Source organism: Streptomyces sp. NBC_00285 (assembly GCF_036174265.1).
GTDB lineage: Bacteria > Actinomycetota > Actinomycetes > Streptomycetales > Streptomycetaceae > Streptomyces.
Genome location: NZ_CP108055.1, coordinates 2,035,788 through 2,053,135, shown reverse-complemented (window position 1 = coordinate 2,053,135; position 17,348 = coordinate 2,035,788). Strand labels below are relative to the sequence as shown.

Below are 17,348 nucleotides of genomic sequence, written 5' to 3'. Positions count from 1 at the left end.
CGTGAGGACACCGACATGTACAAGCTCTTCTTCCGTCTGGTCTTCAAACGGATGGACCCCGAGCAGGCCCACCACCTCGCCTTCCGCTGGATCCGGCTCGCCGTCCGCGTCCCCGTGCTGCGCACCTTCGTCGCGGCCGCCCTCGCGCCCCGCCACAAGGAATTGCGCACCGAGGCCTTCGGGCTGCGCATGCACGGCCCCTTCGGGCTCGCCGCCGGCTTCGACAAGAACGCGGTCGCCGTCGACGGCATGGCCATGCTGGGCTTCGACCACATCGAGATCGGCACGGTGACGGGGGAAGCCCAGCCGGGCAACCCCAAGAAGCGGCTGTTCCGGCTCGTGCCGGACCGCGCGCTCATCAACCGCATGGGCTTCAACAACGAGGGCTCGCTGGCCGTGGCGGCCCGTCTGGCCTCCCGTGAGCCGGTCTTCCAGACCGTCGTGGGCGTCAACATCGGCAAGACCAAGGCCGTACCCGAGGCCGAGGCGACCGGCGACTACGTGAAGTCCGCGGAGCGGCTGGCGCCGTACGCCGACTACCTCGTCGTGAACGTCTCGTCGCCCAACACGCCCGGTCTGCGCAACCTCCAGGCGGTCGACCAGCTGCGCCCGCTCCTGACGGCCGTCCGTGAGGCGGCCGACCGTATCGTCGCGCACCGCCGTGTCCCGCTCCTGGTGAAGATCGCACCGGACCTCGCCGACGAGGACGTCGACGCGGTCGCCGACCTGGCCGTCGAGCTCGGCCTGCACGGCATCATCGCCACCAACACCACCATCGCGCGCGAGGAGCTCGGTCTGACATCCGCAGCCTCACTGACGCAGGAGACGGGCGGACTCTCCGGAGCGCCCCTCAGGGAGCGCTCCCTGGAGGTCCTGAGGCGCCTGTACGCACGCGTGGGCGACCGGATCACCTTGGTGGGCGTCGGGGGCGTGGAGACCGCCGAGGACGCCTGGCAGCGCATCCTGGCCGGTGCCACGCTGGTCCAGGGCTACAGCGCTTTCGTCTACGAGGGCCCCTTCTGGGCCCGCACCATCCACAAGGGCCTCGCCGCGCGCCTGCGCACAAGCCCGTACGCCACTCTCGCCGACGCGGTCGGCGCCGACGTGAGGAAGACGCTATGACCTCGTACGAGCCCTTCGGTGCCCGTCTGCGCCAGGCCATGGACGAGCGCGGCCCGCTGTGCGTGGGGATCGACCCGCACGCCTCGCTGCTCGCCGAGTGGGGCCTGACCGACAACGTGGCCGGTCTGGAGCGGTTCAGCCGCACGGTCGTCGAGGCGCTGTCCGACCGGGTCGCCGTCTTCAAGCCCCAGAGCGCGTTCTTCGAGCGCTTCGGCTCGCGGGGCGTCGCGGTACTGGAGAAGACCGTCGAGGACGCCCGGGCGGCCGGTGCGCTGGTCCTCATGGACGCCAAGCGCGGCGACATCGGCTCGACCATGGCCGCGTACGCGGAGGCCTTCCTGCGCAAGGACTCCCCGCTGTTCTCGGACGCGCTGACCGTGTCGCCGTACCTCGGTTATGGCTCGCTCTCGCCGGCGATCGAGCTGGCGCGCGAGAGCGGCGCGGGCCTGTTCGTGCTTGCGCTGACCTCCAACCCGGAAGGCGGCGAGGTCCAGCACGCCGTCCGCGCGGACGGCCGGGACGTCGGCGCGACCATGCTGGCCCATCTGGCCGCCGAGAACGCGGAGCAGGAGCCCCTGGGGTCGTTCGGCGCCGTCGTCGGGGCCACGCTCGGCGATCTGTCGTCGTACGACCTGGACATCAACGGCCCCCTCCTCGCGCCCGGTGTGGGCGCACAGGGGGCCACACCGGCCGACCTTCCCGGGGTCTTCGGAGCGGCGATCCGCAACGTCGTCCCGAACGTGAGCAGGGGAGTCCTGCGGCACGGTCCCGACGTCGGAGCGCTGCGCGCGTCCGCCGGCCGGTTCGCGGAGGAGATCCGGTCCGTGCTGCCGACCGGGTGAGAAATAGGTCACGTGACCTCCGCCGGGGACCGGATGAGGCGCCCGCGACGGCCGTCGCGGATGTTCGATGACCGCGTTCGAGTCCTCCGGCGAGTGGTTCAAGGCCCGCTTGAGTCTGAATACATTCTCAAATCCGGGGCATTATGTCGGGAATGTCCGACCTGGCGCAGGCTGACCAGGACTTTTCCGCTGTTCTCGCTGACTCTGGCGAACTTGGCCGCTAGTCTCCGACGGGTGGGGACACCCCCACACCCTTTAGATAGTGGGGGAGAACGGGCAAGCGTGTTGCTCGTGCCTCCCCAGGTGTGGGACCACTAGGTTCCTCACCGGTCCGTATCCGACAGTTCGACATCCGAGGTGACGTAGGCGTGGCTCTTCCGCCCCTTACCCCTGAACAGCGCGCAGCCGCGCTCGAAAAGGCCGCCGCGGCTCGCCGGGAGCGGGCCGAGGTCAAGAATCGACTCAAGCACTCCGGCGCCTCCCTGCACGAGGTCATCAAGCAGGGCCAGGAGAACGACGTCATCGGCAAGATGAAGGTCTCCGCGCTGCTCGAGTCGCTTCCTGGCGTGGGCAAGGTCCGCGCCAAGCAGCTCATGGAGCGACTCGGCATCTCCGAGAGCCGCCGTGTACGCGGCCTCGGCTCCAACCAGATCGCTTCTCTGGAGCGTGAGTTCGGCAGCACCGGTTCCTGAACCGGCGCTCTGCGGGGGAGGGAGTCCCGGGCACTCCGGGATTGCTGGAATAATCGCTGCATGGCTGCAACATTCCGGGGGACGACCCCCGAGCCCCCGGACGCACGTCCGCGACTGACCGTGCTCTCCGGCCCCTCTGGGGTCGGCAAGAGCACGGTCGTCGCTCATATGCGCAAGGAACACCCCGAGGTCTGGCTCTCGGTGTCGGCGACGACCCGCAGGCCGCGCCCCGGCGAGAAGCACGGCGTCCACTACTTCTTCGTCACCGACGAGGAGATGGACAAGCTGATCGCCAACGGGGAACTGCTGGAGTGGGCGGAGTTCGCCGGCAACCGCTACGGCACGCCGCGTGCGGCCGTGCTGGAGCGGCTGGAGGCGGGCGAGCCCGTCCTCCTGGAGATCGACCTCCAGGGCGCCCGGCAGGTCCGTGAGTCCATGACGGACGCCCAGCTGGTGTTCCTGGCCCCGCCCTCCTGGGAGGAGCTCGTGCGCAGACTCACCGGACGCGGCACCGAGCCGCCCGAGGTGATCGAACGCCGCCTGGAGGCGGCGAAGATCGAACTCGCGGCTGAACCCGAGTTCGATGTGACCTTGGTCAACACCTCCGTCGAGGACGTGGCGCGCGAGCTGCTAGCCTTGATGGACGTAGTGTGATCGTTTTCGATCGTTCACACTGAATCTTTCCCATCCATCGGAAGGTAGAGCGTGTCCTCTTCCATCTCCGCGCCCGAGGGCATCATCAACCCGCCGATCGACGAGCTCCTCGAGGCAACCGACTCGAAGTACAGCCTCGTGATCTACGCGGCCAAGCGGGCCCGCCAGATCAACGCGTACTACTCGCAGCTCGGCGAGGGCCTCCTCGAGTACGTCGGTCCGCTCGTGGACACCCATGTCCACGAGAAGCCGCTCTCGATCTCCCTCCGTGAGATCAACGCGGGTCTGCTGACGTCCGAGGCCATTGAGGGCCCGGCGCAGTAGTACTTTCAGCTTTTTGCTGACTTATCCACAGGCTCGACAGCGCGACTGTCGGGCCTGTGGTGTGTGATGGACCCGTACGTTGCCGAACTGGGGAGAGACGGTGGACAAGCCGAAGGTCGTGCTGGGCGTCAGCGGGGGCATCGCCGCGTACAAGGCCTGCGAGCTGCTGAGAAGGCTCACGGAGTCCGGCCACGACGTACGCGTGGTCCCCACCGCCTCCGCGCTGCACTTCGTGGGAGCGGCCACCTGGTCCGCGCTCTCCGGCAAGCCGGTCTCGACCGAGGTGTGGGACGACGTCCACGAGGTCCCGCATGTCCGCATCGGGCAGCATGCCGACCTGGTGGTCGTCGCCCCGGCCACGGCCGACATGCTCGCCAAGGCGGCCCACGGACTGGCGGACGACCTGCTCACCAACACACTCCTCACGGCCCGCTGCCCGGTCGTCTTCGCCCCCGCCATGCACACCGAGATGTGGGAGCACCCGGCCACCCAGGAGAACGTGGCGACGCTGCGCCGCCGTGGTGCCCTCGTGATCGAACCGGCCGTCGGCCGTCTGACCGGCGTCGACACCGGCAAGGGGCGGCTGCCGGATCCCGCCGAGATCTTCGAGGTCTGCCGCCGTGTGCTGGCCCGGGGCGTCACGGAACCCGACCTCAGGGGCCGGCATGTCGTCGTCAGCGCAGGCGGCACCCGCGAGCCCCTCGACCCGGTCCGTTTCCTCGGCAACCGCTCCTCCGGCAAGCAGGGCTACGCCCTGGCCCGCACCGCGGCCGCGCGCGGCGCCCGGGTCACGCTCGTCGCGGCGAACACCGGTATGCCCGACCCGGCCGGCGTGGACGTCGTCCCGGTGGGGACGGCCGTACAACTGCGCGAGGCGGTTCTGAAGGCCGCTGCCGACGCCGACGCGGTCGTCATGGCGGCGGCGGTCGCCGACTTCCGCCCGGGGACCTATGTGACGGGGAAGATCAAGAAGAAGGACGGTCAGGACCCCGAGCCCGTCGTCCTGGTGCGCAATCCGGACGTCCTCGCCGAGATCTCGGCCGAGCGCGCCCGCCCCGGCCAGGTGATCGTCGGATTCGCCGCCGAGACCGACGACGTCCTCGCCAACGGCCGGACGAAGCTGCGGCGCAAGGGCTGCGACCTGCTCGTCGTCAACGAGGTGGGCGAGCGCAAGACCTTCGGATCCGAGGAGAACGAGGCGGTGGTGCTGGGCGCCGACGGCAGCGAGACGCCGGTGCCGTACGGGCCGAAGGAGTCCCTGGCCGACATCGTCTGGGACCTGGTCGCGCAGCGCCTCGGCTGAGCGTCCCGTACGGTTCGTGGGCCTCGTGAACCACTCGAACCACCGCCGCGACGGCGTGGCGCCCCTGGCCAAGCCGTCACGGAATTGGGCACAATGCCCGTGCCGCAGGTCACAGCACTCCCGAGAGGCGAGACAGGTGGGCCGGTGGCCGAGTGCGACCGATAAACTGTTCTCGGACGATGCCGGGCGCAGCCCCCGAGCCCGTCCGCCAATGATCAGCCAGCAGCCGCTGCAACCCCAGGGAGCGTTGTGTCCCGTCGCTTGTTCACCTCGGAGTCCGTGACCGAGGGCCACCCCGACAAGATCGCTGACCAGATCAGTGACACCATCCTCGACGCGCTCCTCAAGGAGGACCCGACCTCGCGTGTCGCCGTCGAGACCCTGATCACCACCGGTCTGGTGCATGTGGCCGGTGAGGTCACCACCAAGACCTACGCGCCGATCGCCCAGCTGGTGCGCGACAAGATCCTCGAAATCGGCTACGACTCCTCCAAGAAGGGCTTCGACGGCGCCTCCTGCGGTGTCTCGGTGTCCATCGGCGCGCAGTCCCCGGACATCGCTCAGGGCGTCGACACGGCCTACGAGAAGCGGGTCGAGGGCGACGAGGACGAGCTGGACAAGCAGGGCGCCGGTGACCAGGGCCTGATGTTCGGTTACGCGACCGACGAGACCCCCACCCTGATGCCCCTGCCGATCTTCCTGGCGCACCGCCTGGCGAAGCGCCTGTCCGAGGTCCGCAAGAACGGCACCATCCCCTACCTGCGCCCGGACGGCAAGACGCAGGTCACCATCGAGTACGACGGCGACAAGGCCGTCCGCCTCGACACGGTCGTCGTCTCCTCGCAGCACGCCTCCGACATCGACCTTGAGTCGCTGCTGGCCCCCGACATCCGCGAGTTCGTCGTGGAGCGGGAGCTCAAGGCGCTCCTGGACGAGGGCATCAAGCTGGACACGGACAACTACCGTCTCCTGGTCAACCCGACCGGTCGTTTCGAGATCGGCGGCCCCATGGGTGACGCCGGCCTGACCGGTCGCAAGATCATCATCGACACGTACGGCGGTATGGCCCGTCACGGTGGTGGTGCCTTCTCCGGCAAGGACCCGTCCAAGGTGGACCGTTCGGCCGCGTACGCGATGCGCTGGGTCGCCAAGAACGTGGTCGCCGCGGGTCTGGCGTCCCGGTGCGAGGTCCAGGTGGCGTACGCGATCGGCAAGGCCGAGCCGGTGGGCCTGTTCGTGGAGACCTTCGGCACCGCCAAGGTGGACACCGAGAAGATCGAGAACGCGATCGACGAGGTCTTCGACCTTCGTCCGGCCGCCATCATCCGTGACCTCGACCTGCTGCGCCCGATCTACTCCCTGACGGCGGCGTACGGCCACTTCGGCCGCGAGCTGCCCGAGTTCACGTGGGAGAAGACGGACCGCGTGGACGCGCTGCGCAAGGCCGCCGGTCTGTAAGCGGCCCCTGCTCCGCCCGAGGCCCGGCCCCATCGGGGGCCGGGCCTCGGGCGTTTCCGGCAGCCCGCTCACCGTCATCGTGCGTGCGCGGAACACCCGGCGGACCTGGGCCGTCCGAACCTCATCGCGCTGGAACCCACCGTGGCGCGGCTGGTCGTACAGGGGCTGACCGATCGTCACCCCGCCGGACCTCGTCGCGAAGATGGCCCATGGTCCTGGCCCGCGCCGGCCTCCGCGTGTCATGGGGATTTCGCCGGGACGCAGGACCGTCCGGCCCCCGGGGTGGTGGCGCGGGCCCCGCCCTCTGTCAGTGGGGTCTGGTACCAATGATGCTGTGAGCAGCGAGGATGAGGGGGCGGAGCGTTCCGGGGCGGCCGGGGCGCCGGAGCAGCTTGCGTTCATTCGGGAGAGTGTGCGGAAGGCCAAGGCGCCGAAGGCCAAGCCGCGGACGTGGCGGGGGGCCGCGCTGGCCAGGGAACTGCCGGTCGCGCGGGTCCTGGTCGACAAGGGAGTGCTGCATCTCGACCGGTACTTCGACTATGCCGTGCCCGAGGAGCTCGACGCGGATGCGCAGCCCGGGGTGCGGGTGCGGGTGCGGTTCGGGGCCGGTCGCGGACGGGTCCGTGAAGGGCGCCGCGAGGGCGGGGGGCTGATCGACGGGTTTCTGATCGAGAGGCTCGCCCAGTCGGACTACTCCGGGCCGCTGGCCGCGCTCGCCCAGGTCGTCTCACCCGAGCCGGTGCTCAGCGAGGAGCTTCTGGGGCTGGCCCGGGCCGTCGCCGACCGGTATGCGGGAAGCCTCGCCGACGTACTGCAGCTCGCTGTGCCGCCGCGCAGCGCCCGGGCCGAGCAGCGGCCCGCGCCCGCACCCCTCCCGCCGCCCGGAGTACCGGAGGTGGGGTCCTGGGGGCGGTACGAGCGTGGCGGCGCGTTTCTGGAGGCGCTGGCCTCGGGGGGCGCCCCCCGCGCGGTGTGGAACGCCCTGCCCGGGCCGGAGTGGAGTACCGACCTGGCCCGGGCTGTCGCGGCGACCCTGGCCTCGGGGCGTGGCGCGCTGGTCGTCGTTCCGGACGGGCGGGCCGTCGCGCGCGTCGACGCCGCGCTGACCTCGGTGCTGGGGAAGGGGCGTCATGCGGTGCTGACCGCCGACGCCGGGCCAGAGAAGCGGTACGGGGAGTGGCTGGCCGTACGCCGGGGGTCGGTGCGGGCGGTGGTGGGGACCCGGGCGGCCATGTTCGCGCCGGTGCGGGATCTGGGGCTCGTCGCCCTGTGGGACGACGGCGACGACAACCTCAGCGAGCAGCACGCTCCGCAGCCGCATGCGCGTGAGGTGCTGCTGTTGCGGGCCGCTCAGGACACGTGCGCTTTCCTGTTGGGGAGTTGGAGCTGCACTGTCGAGGCGGCGCAGCTCGTGGAGAGCGGTTGGGCCCGGCCGCTCGTCGCTTCTCGGGAGCAGGTGCGGGCCGTCGCTCCACTGGTGCGGACCGTCGGGGACCACGATCTCGCGCGGGACGAGGCCGCGCGCGCCGCTCGGCTGCCCACGCTCGCCTGGCAGGCCGTCAGGGAGGGCCTGCGGCACGGGCCCGTGCTCGTACAGGTGCCGCGGCGGGGGTACGTGCCGCGGATGGCGTGCGCCAACTGCCGCGAGCCCGCGCGGTGTCGGCACTGCGCCGGGCCGTTGGAGGGCCAGGACGCCGGGGCGCTGCGGTGCGGGTGGTGCGGGCGGGAGGAAGAGGCCTGGCACTGTCCGGAGTGCGGGGCGTTCCGACTGCGGGCGCAGGTGGTGGGGGCGCGGCGTACGGCGGAGGAGTTGGGCAGGGCGTTCCCGGCTGTTCCGGTGCGGACGTCGGGGCGTGAGCATGTGCTGGACACGGTGCCGGGGGCACCGGCGCTGGTGGTGAGCACGCCGGGAGCCGAGCCGGTCGCCGAGGGCGGGTACGCGGCGGCGCTGCTGCTGGACGGATGGGCGATGCTCGGGCGGCCCGATCTGCGGGCGGGGGAGGACGCGCTGCGGCGGTGGATCGCGGCGGCGGCGCTGGTGCGGGCGCAGGAGGCCGGGGGGACCGTTGTGGTGGTCGCCGAGCCCACGCTGCGGCCCGTGCAGGCGTTGGTGCGGTGGGATCCCGTGGGGCATGCGGTGCGCGAGCTGGGGGAGCGGGCCGAGCTGGGATTCCCTCCGGTGTCGCGGATGGCTGCGGTGTCCGGGACGGCCGAGGCCCTCGCCGGATTCCTGGCGGCGGTGGAACTGCCTCAGGAGGCCGAGGTGTTGGGGCCTGTGCCGATGCCGGTCACGGTGGCCGGGGGGCCCCGGCGAGTGGGGGCGCCGCCGGTCGGGGAGCGGTGGGAGCGGGTGCTTGTGCGGGTGCCGCCGGGGAGGGGGTCGGCGTTGGCCGCCTCGCTGAAGGCCGCGCAGGCCGCGCGGATGGCGCGGGGCGGGGGTGCGGGGGATGGGGCGGTGTGGGTGCGGATCGATCCGCCTGACATCGGGTGAGGGGTGCGGGGCCGGGTCCGGTGCGGGCGCCAGCCGTCGACAGGTGGCTTGTCGGGGCGTCCCGGGCCTCCTCAGCAGGTGGGCGACATGCGTCTGCCCTCCCGGAGCGGCTCGGGGAGCGGCCGGGGAGGGCAGAAGGGGCGGCGGGGGTCAGCCGTTGCGGGGGCCGGGGAAGGCTGTGGGCCTTGCTTCCTCGCGAAGGACGGGGCTGCCCGCGGTGGGCTGGGTCGGCATGGAGCGGGCCGCGGGGACCGTGGGGACCGCCGGTACCGAGGGGATGCCGGTGTTGACGCTCACGGTGTGGGTCGCCGACACCTCCGGGCTCAGCTCGGCGTCGGCCGTCGCCTGGGCCGCGGCGCGACGGGCGCCGTACCGGCGGTGGACCGCCTGCTTGGTGACTCCGAGGGCGGAGCCCACCGCGTCCCACGAGAACCCGAGCGAGCGGTCGAAGTCGACCGCGGCCGTCACCAGGGTCTCGACACTGTCCCGCAGCTCCTGGGCGAGACGGACCGTGGGTGCGGGGGCGCGTCCGTAGACGACGAAGCCCGTGGAGGGGCCGGAGCGTCGCGGGCGGTAGACGTTGCCCAACTGGGCGGTCAGGGTGCGCAGCGCGTCCACCTGCCTGCGGACCCGCTCGATGTCCCGCACCAGCAAGTGCAGGCTGGCCCGAGCCTGGGCGTCGTGGGTTGCGTGGTCGGCCATGAACAAGCCTCTCGAACCGGCGGTGAAAAGGATGAGGCCGCCATCGCGGCCCGTTGTGGTCAACTCTTTCTTGACCAACGCGTTTACGCTCCGCTGGTCACGCAATGGGGGCGTACCGGCATATGCGTGCGCCGGGGGTGGGTGATGTGCGCCTTGGCCAGGAGCGCGGGCATCGCCTCTCGGGATTCCGTTCGGGCGGTGACCGCGCCTCGCCATAGACTTGTGCGTTGCCCGCCGTCACCCCTCTGCGAGAGGTCCCGCCCCCTTATGAAGCTCGTCTTCGCCGGTACCCCCGAGGTCGCCGTTCCCGCCCTGGACGCTCTCATCGCCTCCGGGCGGCATGAGGTCGCCGCCGTCGTCACACGGCCGGACGCGCCGGCCGGACGGGGGCGCAGGTTGGTCGCGAGCCCCGTCGCGGTGCGGGCCGAGGAGGCGGGGATCGAGGTGCTGAAGCCCGTGAAGCCGCGGGACCCCGAGTTCCTCGAGCGGCTGCGCGAGATCGCCCCGGACTGCTGCCCCGTCGTCGCCTACGGCGCCCTTCTGCCCCGCGTCGCCCTCGACGTCCCCGCCCACGGCTGGGTCAACCTGCACTTCTCCCTGCTGCCCGCCTGGCGCGGGGCCGCTCCCGTGCAGCACTCCATCATGGCGGGCGACGAGATCACCGGGGCCTCCACCTTCCTGATCGAGGAGGGGCTCGACTCCGGGCCCGTCTACGGCACCGTCACCGAGGAGATCCGGCCCACCGACACCAGCGGCGACCTGCTGACCCGCCTCGCCTTCGCAGGCTCCGGGCTGCTCGCCGCGACCATGGACGGGATCGCGGACGGCACGCTGAAGGCCGTACCGCAGCCGTCCGAGGGCATCACCGTCGCCCCGAAGATCACCGTTGAGGACGCGCGGGTCGACTGGGCCGCCCCGGCGCTGCGGGTGGACCGCGTCGTGCGCGGGTGCCACCCGTCGCCCGGTGCCTGGACGACCTTCCGTGACGAGCGGCTCAAGCTCGTCCAGGTCCAGCCTGCGCCCGACCGGACCGACCTCACCCCCGGCGCGCTCGCCGTCGGCAAGAACAGCGTCCACGTCGGTACCGGCTCGCACGGCGTCGAGCTGCTGTGGGTGCAGGCGCAGGGGAAGAAGCCGATGAAGGCCGCGGACTGGGCGCGGGGCGTCAGGATCTCGGACGGGGAGACGCTCGGCGGTTGACGCGGGCCGCCGCCGGGCTCCTGGAGCGCCGGAGCCCTCGGTACGTCACGGCGGGCGTCAGGATCTCCGTGGCCCTCGGCGGGTGACGTGGCCTGCGGCGGACGTACGCTTGGTTCGTATCCAGTCCTTACATCCGGAGCACCTTTTTCGTGAGCGACCAGCCCAGTCGGCCCCGTAAGCCCGGCAAGCCCTACCGGCGGCCACAGAAAGACCCCGTCCGCTTCCTCGCCTTCGAGGCCCTGCGGGCCGTTGATGAGCGGGACGCCTACGCCAACCTCGTCCTGCCGCCGCTGTTGCGGAAGGCGCGGGAGAAGGGCGGCTTCGACGGGCGGGACGCGGCGCTCGCCACCGAGCTCGTGTACGGGACACTGCGGCGGCAGGGGACCTACGACGCCGTCATCTCCGCCTGTGTCGACCGGCCGCTCCGGGAGGTCGACCCGCCGGTTCTCGACGTGCTGAGCCTCGGTGTGCATCAGCTGCTCGGGACGCGCATCCCGACGCACGCCGCGGTGTCCGCCTCCGTGGAGCTCGCGCGGGTCGTGCTCGGCGACGGGCGGGCCAAGTTCGTCAACGCGGTACTGCGCAAGGTCGCGCAGGACGATCTCGACGGGTGGGTCACGAAAGTGGCTCCTCCCTACGACGACGATCCCGAGGACCACCTCTCCGTCGTGCACTCCCACCCCCGCTGGATCGTCTCCGCGCTGTGGGACTCCCTCGGCGGCGGCCGGGCCGGGATCGAGCGACTGCTTGCGGCCGACAACGAGCGGCCCGAGGTCACGCTCGTCGCCCGGCCGGGACGGTCCACCACCGAGGAACTGCTGCGCGAGGAGGCCGCCGTCCCGGGCAACTGGTCGCCGTACGCCGTCCGGCTGGCGGAGGGCGGTGAGCCCGGGGCCGTCGACGCCGTACGTGAGGGCCGGGCCGGGGTCCAGGACGAGGGAAGCCAGCTCGTCGCGCTGGCCCTGGCCAACGCGCCCCTCGACGGGCGGGACGAGAAGTGGCTCGACGGCTGTGCGGGACCCGGCGGCAAGGCGGCGCTGCTCGCCGCGCTGGCCGCCCAGCGGGGGGCCGCGCTGCTCGCCTCCGAGAAACAGCCGCACCGGGCCGGGCTGGTCGCCAGGGCGCTGGACGGCAACCCCGGGCCGTATCAGGTCATCGTCGCGGACGGGACCCGGCCGCCGTGGCAACCCGGGAGTTTCGACCGGGTGCTGATGGATGTGCCGTGCACCGGGCTCGGAGCCCTGCGGCGGCGGCCCGAGGCGCGGTGGCGGCGGCGCCCCGAGGACCTCGACGACTTCGCCCCGCTCCAGCGCGCCCTGCTGCTCGGCGCGCTCGACGCCGTGCGGGTCGGCGGGGTCGTCGGCTACGCCACCTGCTCGCCGCACCTCGCCGAGACCCGCGCCGTCGTCGCCGACGTGCTCAAGCAGCGCCCCGAGGCCGAACTCCTGGACGCCCGGCCCCTGTTGGCCGGCGTGCCGGATCTCGGCGAGGGACCGGACGTACAGCTGTGGCCGCATGTGCACGGGACCGACGCGATGTATCTGGCGCTGGTACGACGGACCGGCTGACGCCCCGGACGGGTGTTGTAGGCCCCCAAAGTGGGTGACCAATTCTCATTCTGGTTGACCGGTGTCCGACCAATCGGTCACCGAAGGTAGACGGGCGGACGTTGTAGGTGGCGCCTTCGCGGCGTTTGGCCTCGTCGAGGAAGTTCAGTGTGCCCAGGACGTCGTCGACACCCCAGCGGCCCAGTTGGAGTTGCGCTTCGCCGCTGCGGCGACGGCACCTCCGGGGTCGGTGCGGTCGAGACCGCCCGGCGTCATCACGCCCCACCGCGCACAGCAACGAATCGTTTCTCGGCCTCGTCGATCGCGGCGATCTGGGCCAGGATCTCGCCGGGAGAGGACTCGCCGACCACCTTCTGCAGGAAGGGGGTCCGGTCCAGGATCGCGTCCCGCACTCCCTGGAGGGGACCCGGGGCGTGGTGGAAGACCTTGCCCAGGATGTAGGCCTGTTGCACCTGGCGGGCGGTGTGCGGCTTGCGCGGGGCCTCGAAGGCGTCGAGCGCGGCCCGGACGGCGGCGTGCTCGCTCAGGTCGAGCCCGGCCAGTCGGCGGCCCAGGTAGTACCCGTCCTCGGTCGCCATCCCCGCGCCGTAGGCGGCGTAGGGGGAGGTCGGGTGCGCGGCGTCGCCGACGAGGGTGGCCCGGCCCTTGGACCACTGCTTGAGCGGCTTGCGGTCGCGCAGCACCCAGCGCTGCACGTTGCCCGGCTCGGTCGCGGCGATCAGCTGCGGCAGCGGGGCGGGGAACTCCGCGCCCATCGCGGTCGCGGTGGTGTGCAGGTCGCCGTCGAAGGTGGTGGCGGCGTCGTGTGCGCCCAGCACCCACCACTGGAACCCGTGGCGGCCCTTGTGTCGGATCGAGGTCCAGCTGCCCTGCACCGTCCGGTTGTGGGAGACGATGCACAGCCCCGGGTCCGCGACGAGGACCTCGTCGAAGGTGAATCCGCCGAAGATGTGCAGGTTGTGCTCCCGCTTGGGTGAGTCGCCCCACAGCGTCCGGCGGACCAGCGAGTCGATGCCGTCGGCGCCGACGAGCACGTCGACCTCGATGGTCTCGCCGTCGGCCATCTTCAACCGGACGCCGGTCTCGTCCTGGTCGAAGCTCTCCACCGTGCGGTTGAGCTGCAGGACACCGGGCGGCATCGCAGCGAGCAGCCGTTGGTAGAGCTCCGGGCGCAGCAGCCCGATGAAGCCACCCCCGTAGTCGGCGACGATGTGCTCGGGCAGGTTGACGCGGGCCCGGGTGCGGCCCTTCGCGGAGCGGAACTCCGAATAGCAGGGGGCACCCAGGTCGGTGATGTCAACGCCGAGCAGGCCGAGCGCTTTGATCGGCGGTGGCCACAGGTTGAGGATGTTGCCGGCCGGCCGGGCCTGCGGGTAGCGCTCCAGGAGGACGACGTCGTGGCCGGCCTGGTGGACCGACAGGGCGGTGGCCATGCCGGCCGGTCCGGCGCCGATGACGGCGACCCGGCCTCGCTTCGTTGCGGGGACGCTCATGGTGCTCCCTGGAGATAGGGGTGACGGGAAGGGTCAGTCGGCGACGGTGTGGAAATGCATCGTCGGCGTGCCGTCGACCAGCGAGCCGGCTGCGGCGAGGAACTCCTGCGTGTGCGGGTGCTCCATGTGCGCGTCGAGGGCGGCCTGGTCGCGCCAGATCTCGACGCTCAGGATCGTCTCGTCGTCGGTGAGGTCGGCGTAGAAGCCGTAGGACTCGCAGCCCTCGTCCGCACGGGACTGTGTGGCGACGGCACGAGCGGCCGACACCAGGTCAGCCCGGCGTCCGGGAAGCGCACGGGCACTGCCGATCACGATCAGCACGAAGATCCTCCGACGGTGGAAGATGGGCAAAGCGTAGTGAACGCTACGGTTGAAGCAAAAGAGTAGCGCCTGCTACGGTTCTGTCAAGACGATGCCTTCACGATCGCGGCGGTATCGACGGTGCCCCGGTCGCACGCGGGCGATCCATGCCCGGACGACAGCAAGGACGCTCTGTCACTGGAATCGTTTTACCGATGTGTCGCCCGCGGCCGGGACGAGGACGGTTCCTCGGCGCGATGAAGGAGACTTGCATGCTGTGCGCCCCTGTAGATCTGCGGACCGAGACGCTGGACAGCCCGTTGTGCATCGGCAGTCGGAGTCCGGAGTTCGCGTGGCGGCTGCCTGCCGGGGCCGTGACCCAAGCCGCGTACCAGGTGCAGGTGACCACCGGGGACGGTTCCGCCGCGGGTGAGCCGGCTTGGGACAGCGGCCGGGTGACCGGCACCGAGCCCTTCGGTGTCACGTACGAGGGCACGTCGCTGATGTCGTGCCGGCGCTACAGGTGGCGGGTGCGCGTCTGGTCCGGGACGGAGCAGGAACCCGGTCCTTGGAGCGAGTACGCATCGTTCGAGACGGGCGTACTGGACCCGGAGCGCTGGGCCGCACGCTGGGTGAGCGGGCCCGCCCCCGCGGCGAAGACCGACTATCGCGTGCTGTACCTGCGTACCACGGTCGACCTTCCCGCACCCGTGCTTCGGGGTCGGGCCTACGTCTCGGCGCTGGGCTGGTACCGCTTCTTCGTCAACGGACGTGACCTCACGGGCCCGGCGCTGGTGCCGCGCTGGACGCCGTTCGACCAGTACGTGGAATACCAGGCTTATGACGTGACGGAAGCCTTCCGTGCCGGCGGCAACGTTGTGTCGATGGCGGTCGGGGACGGCAGATTCCGCGGGGCCAACGGGCTCACCGCGAAGCAGGCCGTCTACGGCGACCGGACCGCCGGCCTCGTCCAGGTGGATCTCGATCTGGCGGACGGCAGCACGGTCACGGTCGTCAGCGACGGATCCTGGCAGGCCGGGACCGGGCGCATCGGCGCTGCCGACCCGATGTTCGGGGAGCGGGTCGACCTGCGCGTACCTGATGAGGACTGGCTGACCTCACAGGCACCACCAGCCCGGTTCGGGCTCGCCGAGGTACTCGACGACCGGCGCACGCTGATCGCCGAGGACGTTCCCGCGGTGTGCGAGATCGAGCGGCTCTCTCCTCGTACCGTCAGCCGGGCGTCTTCGGGTAAGCAGATCGTCGACTTCGGGCAGAACTTCGCCGGCGTGGTGCGGATCCGTCTTCCCGCAGGACCCGGGACCACCGTCCGCCTGACGCACAGCGAGGTCCTGCGCAAGGACGGCGAGCTGGACATCGACTACATCCACGGACTTCCCGTGAACCGCTGGTACCAGCGCGACGAGGTCATTCTCGGCGACGAAGCAACCTGGTGGTCCCCGTGGTTCACCATCCACGGATTCCGCTACGTCGAGGTCGACGGCCTGCCCGGCGACCTGAGTGCCCAAGACATCGAGGGCATCGTTCTGTCCTCGACGTTGCCGGACGCCGGAGGCTTCGACTGCTCCGACCAGCGGCTCGTCCGCCTTCGTCGCAACGTCTCCTGGTCACTTCGGTCGAACTTCACCGACACCCCGACGGACTGTCCAAGCCGGGAACGCTCCGGCTGGACCGGGGACATTCAGGTCTTCGCCCCGACGTCCACGACGTTCGTCGACGCCCAGGCCTACTTGCGCCGCTACCTGCGCAATCTGGCCGCAGAGCAGCTGCCCGACGGTAGAGTGCCGGTCTTCGTTCCCGCTGAGGCCTCGTCCTTCTCCGGAGGAATGGCCAAACTGATGCGCATGGTGGCGCAGTCGGCCGGCTGGGGAGACGCTGCCGTACTTCTGCCCTGGACGCTGTACCGGTATTACGGCGACCGGTCCGTCCTGGAGCGGCAGTACCCGAGCATGACCGCATGGGTCGATCAACTGACCCGCCGGGCTCGCGAGAAGCGGCGCATCACCCGGCGCCTGCGCGGCAGTGCGAACCCTGACGTCGACCCCTTCCTGCTGGACACCGGCTTCCACTTCGGCGAGTGGCTGCGTCCGGGGCAGGGCTTCGCCGCGTCGATTCTCGACAGCATGCGGCACAGCCCGGTGACGGCCACCGCCTACTTCGAGCACTCCGCGCGCACTCTGTCCGACATCGCGACTGTCCTCGGCCGCGACGCCGATGCCACCCGCTACCGGGAAATCGCGGACCACACGCGCAGCGCCTGGCGGGCGGCCTTCCTGTACGACGACGGCCGTGTCGGAACCGACCGCCAGGACGACTACGTCCGCGCCCTCGCCTTCGGCCTGCTGGAACATGAAGAACGCCCCGCGGCCGTCGACCGGCTGGTCGCGCTCATCGAGGAAGCCGATGACCACCTGGCCACCGGCTTCCTTTCCACGCCGATGCTGTTGCCGGTCCTCGTCGACGCAGGCCGGCCCGACGTTGCCTGGCGTCTGCTGTTGCAGACCACCACGCCGTCCTGGCTGTACCAGGTCGAACAGGGGGCGACCACCGTCTGGGAGACCTGGAACGGGTACAACACGAAGGGGGAGGCAAAAGAGAGCCACAACCACTACGCCCTCGGTGCGGTGGTCGGCTTCCTCACCGAATACGTCGCCGGGCTGTCGCCGACTGAACCGGGCTACCGCGTGTTCGACGTCCGTCCACTGGTGGGCGGCGGGCTGACCTCCGCCCGCGCCGAGGTGCAGACGCCCTACGGCGCCGCCTCCAGCAGCTGGGTCGCGGACGGGAGCCAGGTGACTCTGGAAGTCAGGGTTCCACCAGGCAGCACCGCGCGCGTGCACACCGGCACCGACGAGCCCCCGCAGGAGTTCAGTAGCGGTACACACACGGTGGTCTGGCCCCGCGCCGAGGAGAGAGGCGAGGGCTGAACCCCAGCCGTTCCGCCACGACCGCGGGCAGCGGTCTGATTCCGGTGGGCAAGTCGCCGGCCGGCAGCCTCCCCGTCCGCTTCGGAGGACGCCTCTTCGAGGTTCTGCCACGACTGCCTGAGCCGATACGCGACCGGGTACTCGCAGCCGGGCAGCGCGCCACCGTCCCACCGATGCTGAGCCGCGCTTACCTCGGCTGGGCGGCCCGCCTGCACGCCAACAGCACCCCGCTGAACGATCCGGCCCTGTCA

The 17,348-nt window shown here is 71.1% G+C and carries 14 protein-coding genes and 1 pseudogene; 11 read left to right on the top strand and 4 right to left on the bottom strand.

Annotation, left to right across the window (positions count from 1 at the left end; genetic code table 11):
• The first annotated feature begins 15 nt into the window (after window positions 1–15).
• The 8 genes from OHT57_RS09340 (at window position 16) to OHT57_RS09305 (ending at window position 8,886) form a co-directional block, all read left to right on the top strand.
• Window positions 16–1,122: a quinone-dependent dihydroorotate dehydrogenase gene (locus OHT57_RS09340; RefSeq protein ID WP_328745609.1), complete on the top strand. Its 1,107-nt coding sequence runs from the start codon at window positions 16–18 to the stop codon at window positions 1,120–1,122.
• Window positions 1,119–1,964, top strand: a complete 846-nt coding sequence (gene pyrF, locus OHT57_RS09335) for an orotidine-5'-phosphate decarboxylase (RefSeq protein ID WP_328745608.1) — start codon at window positions 1,119–1,121, stop codon at window positions 1,962–1,964. Before OHT57_RS09340 ends, pyrF begins: the two co-directional genes overlap by 4 nt.
• A 368-nt stretch (window positions 1,965–2,332) precedes the next feature.
• Window positions 2,333–2,656 (top strand): integration host factor, encoded by a 324-nt coding sequence (locus OHT57_RS09330; protein ID WP_147977088.1) that lies wholly within the window; start codon window positions 2,333–2,335, stop codon window positions 2,654–2,656.
• A gap of 60 nt (window positions 2,657–2,716) precedes the next feature.
• The gene (gene gmk / locus OHT57_RS09325; RefSeq protein WP_328745607.1) at window positions 2,717–3,310 is read left to right on the top strand and encodes a guanylate kinase; all 594 of its coding nucleotides are present in this window, start codon (window positions 2,717–2,719) and stop codon (window positions 3,308–3,310) included.
• Between the two features lie 51 nt (window positions 3,311–3,361).
• Window positions 3,362–3,634 carry a DNA-directed RNA polymerase subunit omega gene (rpoZ, locus tag OHT57_RS09320; RefSeq protein ID WP_067025681.1) on the top strand — a complete coding sequence of 91 codons (273 nt, stop codon included), beginning with the start codon at window positions 3,362–3,364 and terminating at the stop codon, window positions 3,632–3,634.
• Between the two features lie 100 nt (window positions 3,635–3,734).
• Complete coding sequence (gene coaBC, locus OHT57_RS09315; protein ID WP_328745606.1) at window positions 3,735–4,937, top strand: bifunctional phosphopantothenoylcysteine decarboxylase/phosphopantothenate--cysteine ligase CoaBC; 1,203 nt, start codon at window positions 3,735–3,737, stop codon at window positions 4,935–4,937.
• Window positions 4,938–5,186: 249 nt separating this feature from the next.
• Window positions 5,187–6,395, top strand: a complete 1,209-nt coding sequence (gene metK, locus OHT57_RS09310) for a methionine adenosyltransferase (protein WP_328745605.1) — start codon at window positions 5,187–5,189, stop codon at window positions 6,393–6,395.
• Window positions 6,396–6,729: 334 nt separating this feature from the next.
• Window positions 6,730–8,886, top strand: a complete 2,157-nt coding sequence (locus OHT57_RS09305) for a primosomal protein N' (protein ID WP_328745604.1) — start codon at window positions 6,730–6,732, stop codon at window positions 8,884–8,886.
• Window positions 8,887–9,036: 150 nt separating this feature from the next.
• Here the strand turns inward: OHT57_RS09305 and OHT57_RS09300 are convergent, their stop codons facing one another.
• Window positions 9,037–9,588, bottom strand: coding sequence for a hypothetical protein (locus tag OHT57_RS09300; protein ID WP_328745603.1), 552 nt, complete (start codon window positions 9,586–9,588; stop codon window positions 9,037–9,039).
• A 267-nt stretch (window positions 9,589–9,855) separates the two neighbouring features.
• Between OHT57_RS09300 and fmt the strand changes: the two genes are divergently transcribed.
• Together fmt and OHT57_RS09290 are read left to right on the top strand one after the other, a co-directional pair.
• Complete coding sequence (fmt, locus tag OHT57_RS09295; protein WP_328745602.1) at window positions 9,856–10,788, top strand: methionyl-tRNA formyltransferase; 933 nt, start codon at window positions 9,856–9,858, stop codon at window positions 10,786–10,788.
• A gap of 149 nt (window positions 10,789–10,937) precedes the next feature.
• Window positions 10,938–12,356 carry an RsmB/NOP family class I SAM-dependent RNA methyltransferase gene (locus OHT57_RS09290; protein WP_328745601.1) on the top strand — a complete coding sequence of 473 codons (1,419 nt, stop codon included), beginning with the start codon at window positions 10,938–10,940 and terminating at the stop codon, window positions 12,354–12,356.
• Window positions 12,357–12,438: 82 nt separating this feature from the next.
• Here the strand turns inward: OHT57_RS09290 and OHT57_RS09285 are convergent.
• From OHT57_RS09285 to OHT57_RS09275, 3 genes and pseudogenes are all read right to left on the bottom strand, one after another.
• A pseudogene (locus tag OHT57_RS09285) lies at window positions 12,439–12,611 on the bottom strand (cyclase family protein); the annotation flags it as partial.
• A complete protein-coding gene (locus OHT57_RS09280) occupies window positions 12,611–13,849 on the bottom strand; it encodes an FAD-dependent oxidoreductase (protein WP_328745600.1) in 1,239 nt (412 codons plus the stop codon). The pseudogene OHT57_RS09285 and the gene OHT57_RS09280, both read right to left, overlap by 1 nt.
• 33 nt (window positions 13,850–13,882) lie before the next feature.
• A complete protein-coding gene (locus OHT57_RS09275; protein WP_328745599.1) occupies window positions 13,883–14,170 on the bottom strand; it encodes a putative quinol monooxygenase in 288 nt (95 codons plus the stop codon).
• Window positions 14,171–14,421: 251 nt separating this feature from the next.
• Between OHT57_RS09275 and OHT57_RS09270 the strand changes: the two genes are divergently transcribed.
• On the top strand, window positions 14,422–17,097 hold the full coding sequence (locus OHT57_RS09270) for an alpha-L-rhamnosidase (RefSeq protein ID WP_328745598.1): 2,676 nt from the start codon (window positions 14,422–14,424) through the stop codon (window positions 17,095–17,097).
• The last annotated feature ends 251 nt before the right edge of the window (window positions 17,098–17,348 follow it).

Excerpts from the sequence above, each read along its gene's own strand:
- OHT57_RS09340 (WP_328745609.1), top strand. The coding sequence starts at position 16 with ATGTACAAGCTCTTCTTCCGTCTGGTCTTCAAACGGATGGACCCCGAG.
- pyrF (WP_328745608.1), top strand. The coding sequence starts at position 1,119 with ATGACCTCGTACGAGCCCTTCGGTGCCCGTCTGCGCCAGGCCATGGAC.
- gmk (WP_328745607.1), top strand. The coding sequence starts at position 2,717 with ATGGCTGCAACATTCCGGGGGACGACCCCCGAGCCCCCGGACGCACGT.
- OHT57_RS09300 (WP_328745603.1), bottom strand. The coding sequence starts at position 9,588 with ATGGCCGACCACGCAACCCACGACGCCCAGGCTCGGGCCAGCCTGCAC.
- fmt (WP_328745602.1), top strand. The coding sequence starts at position 9,856 with ATGAAGCTCGTCTTCGCCGGTACCCCCGAGGTCGCCGTTCCCGCCCTG.
- OHT57_RS09280 (WP_328745600.1), bottom strand. The coding sequence starts at position 13,849 with ATGAGCGTCCCCGCAACGAAGCGAGGCCGGGTCGCCGTCATCGGCGCC.
- OHT57_RS09270 (WP_328745598.1), top strand. The coding sequence starts at position 14,422 with ATGCTGTGCGCCCCTGTAGATCTGCGGACCGAGACGCTGGACAGCCCG.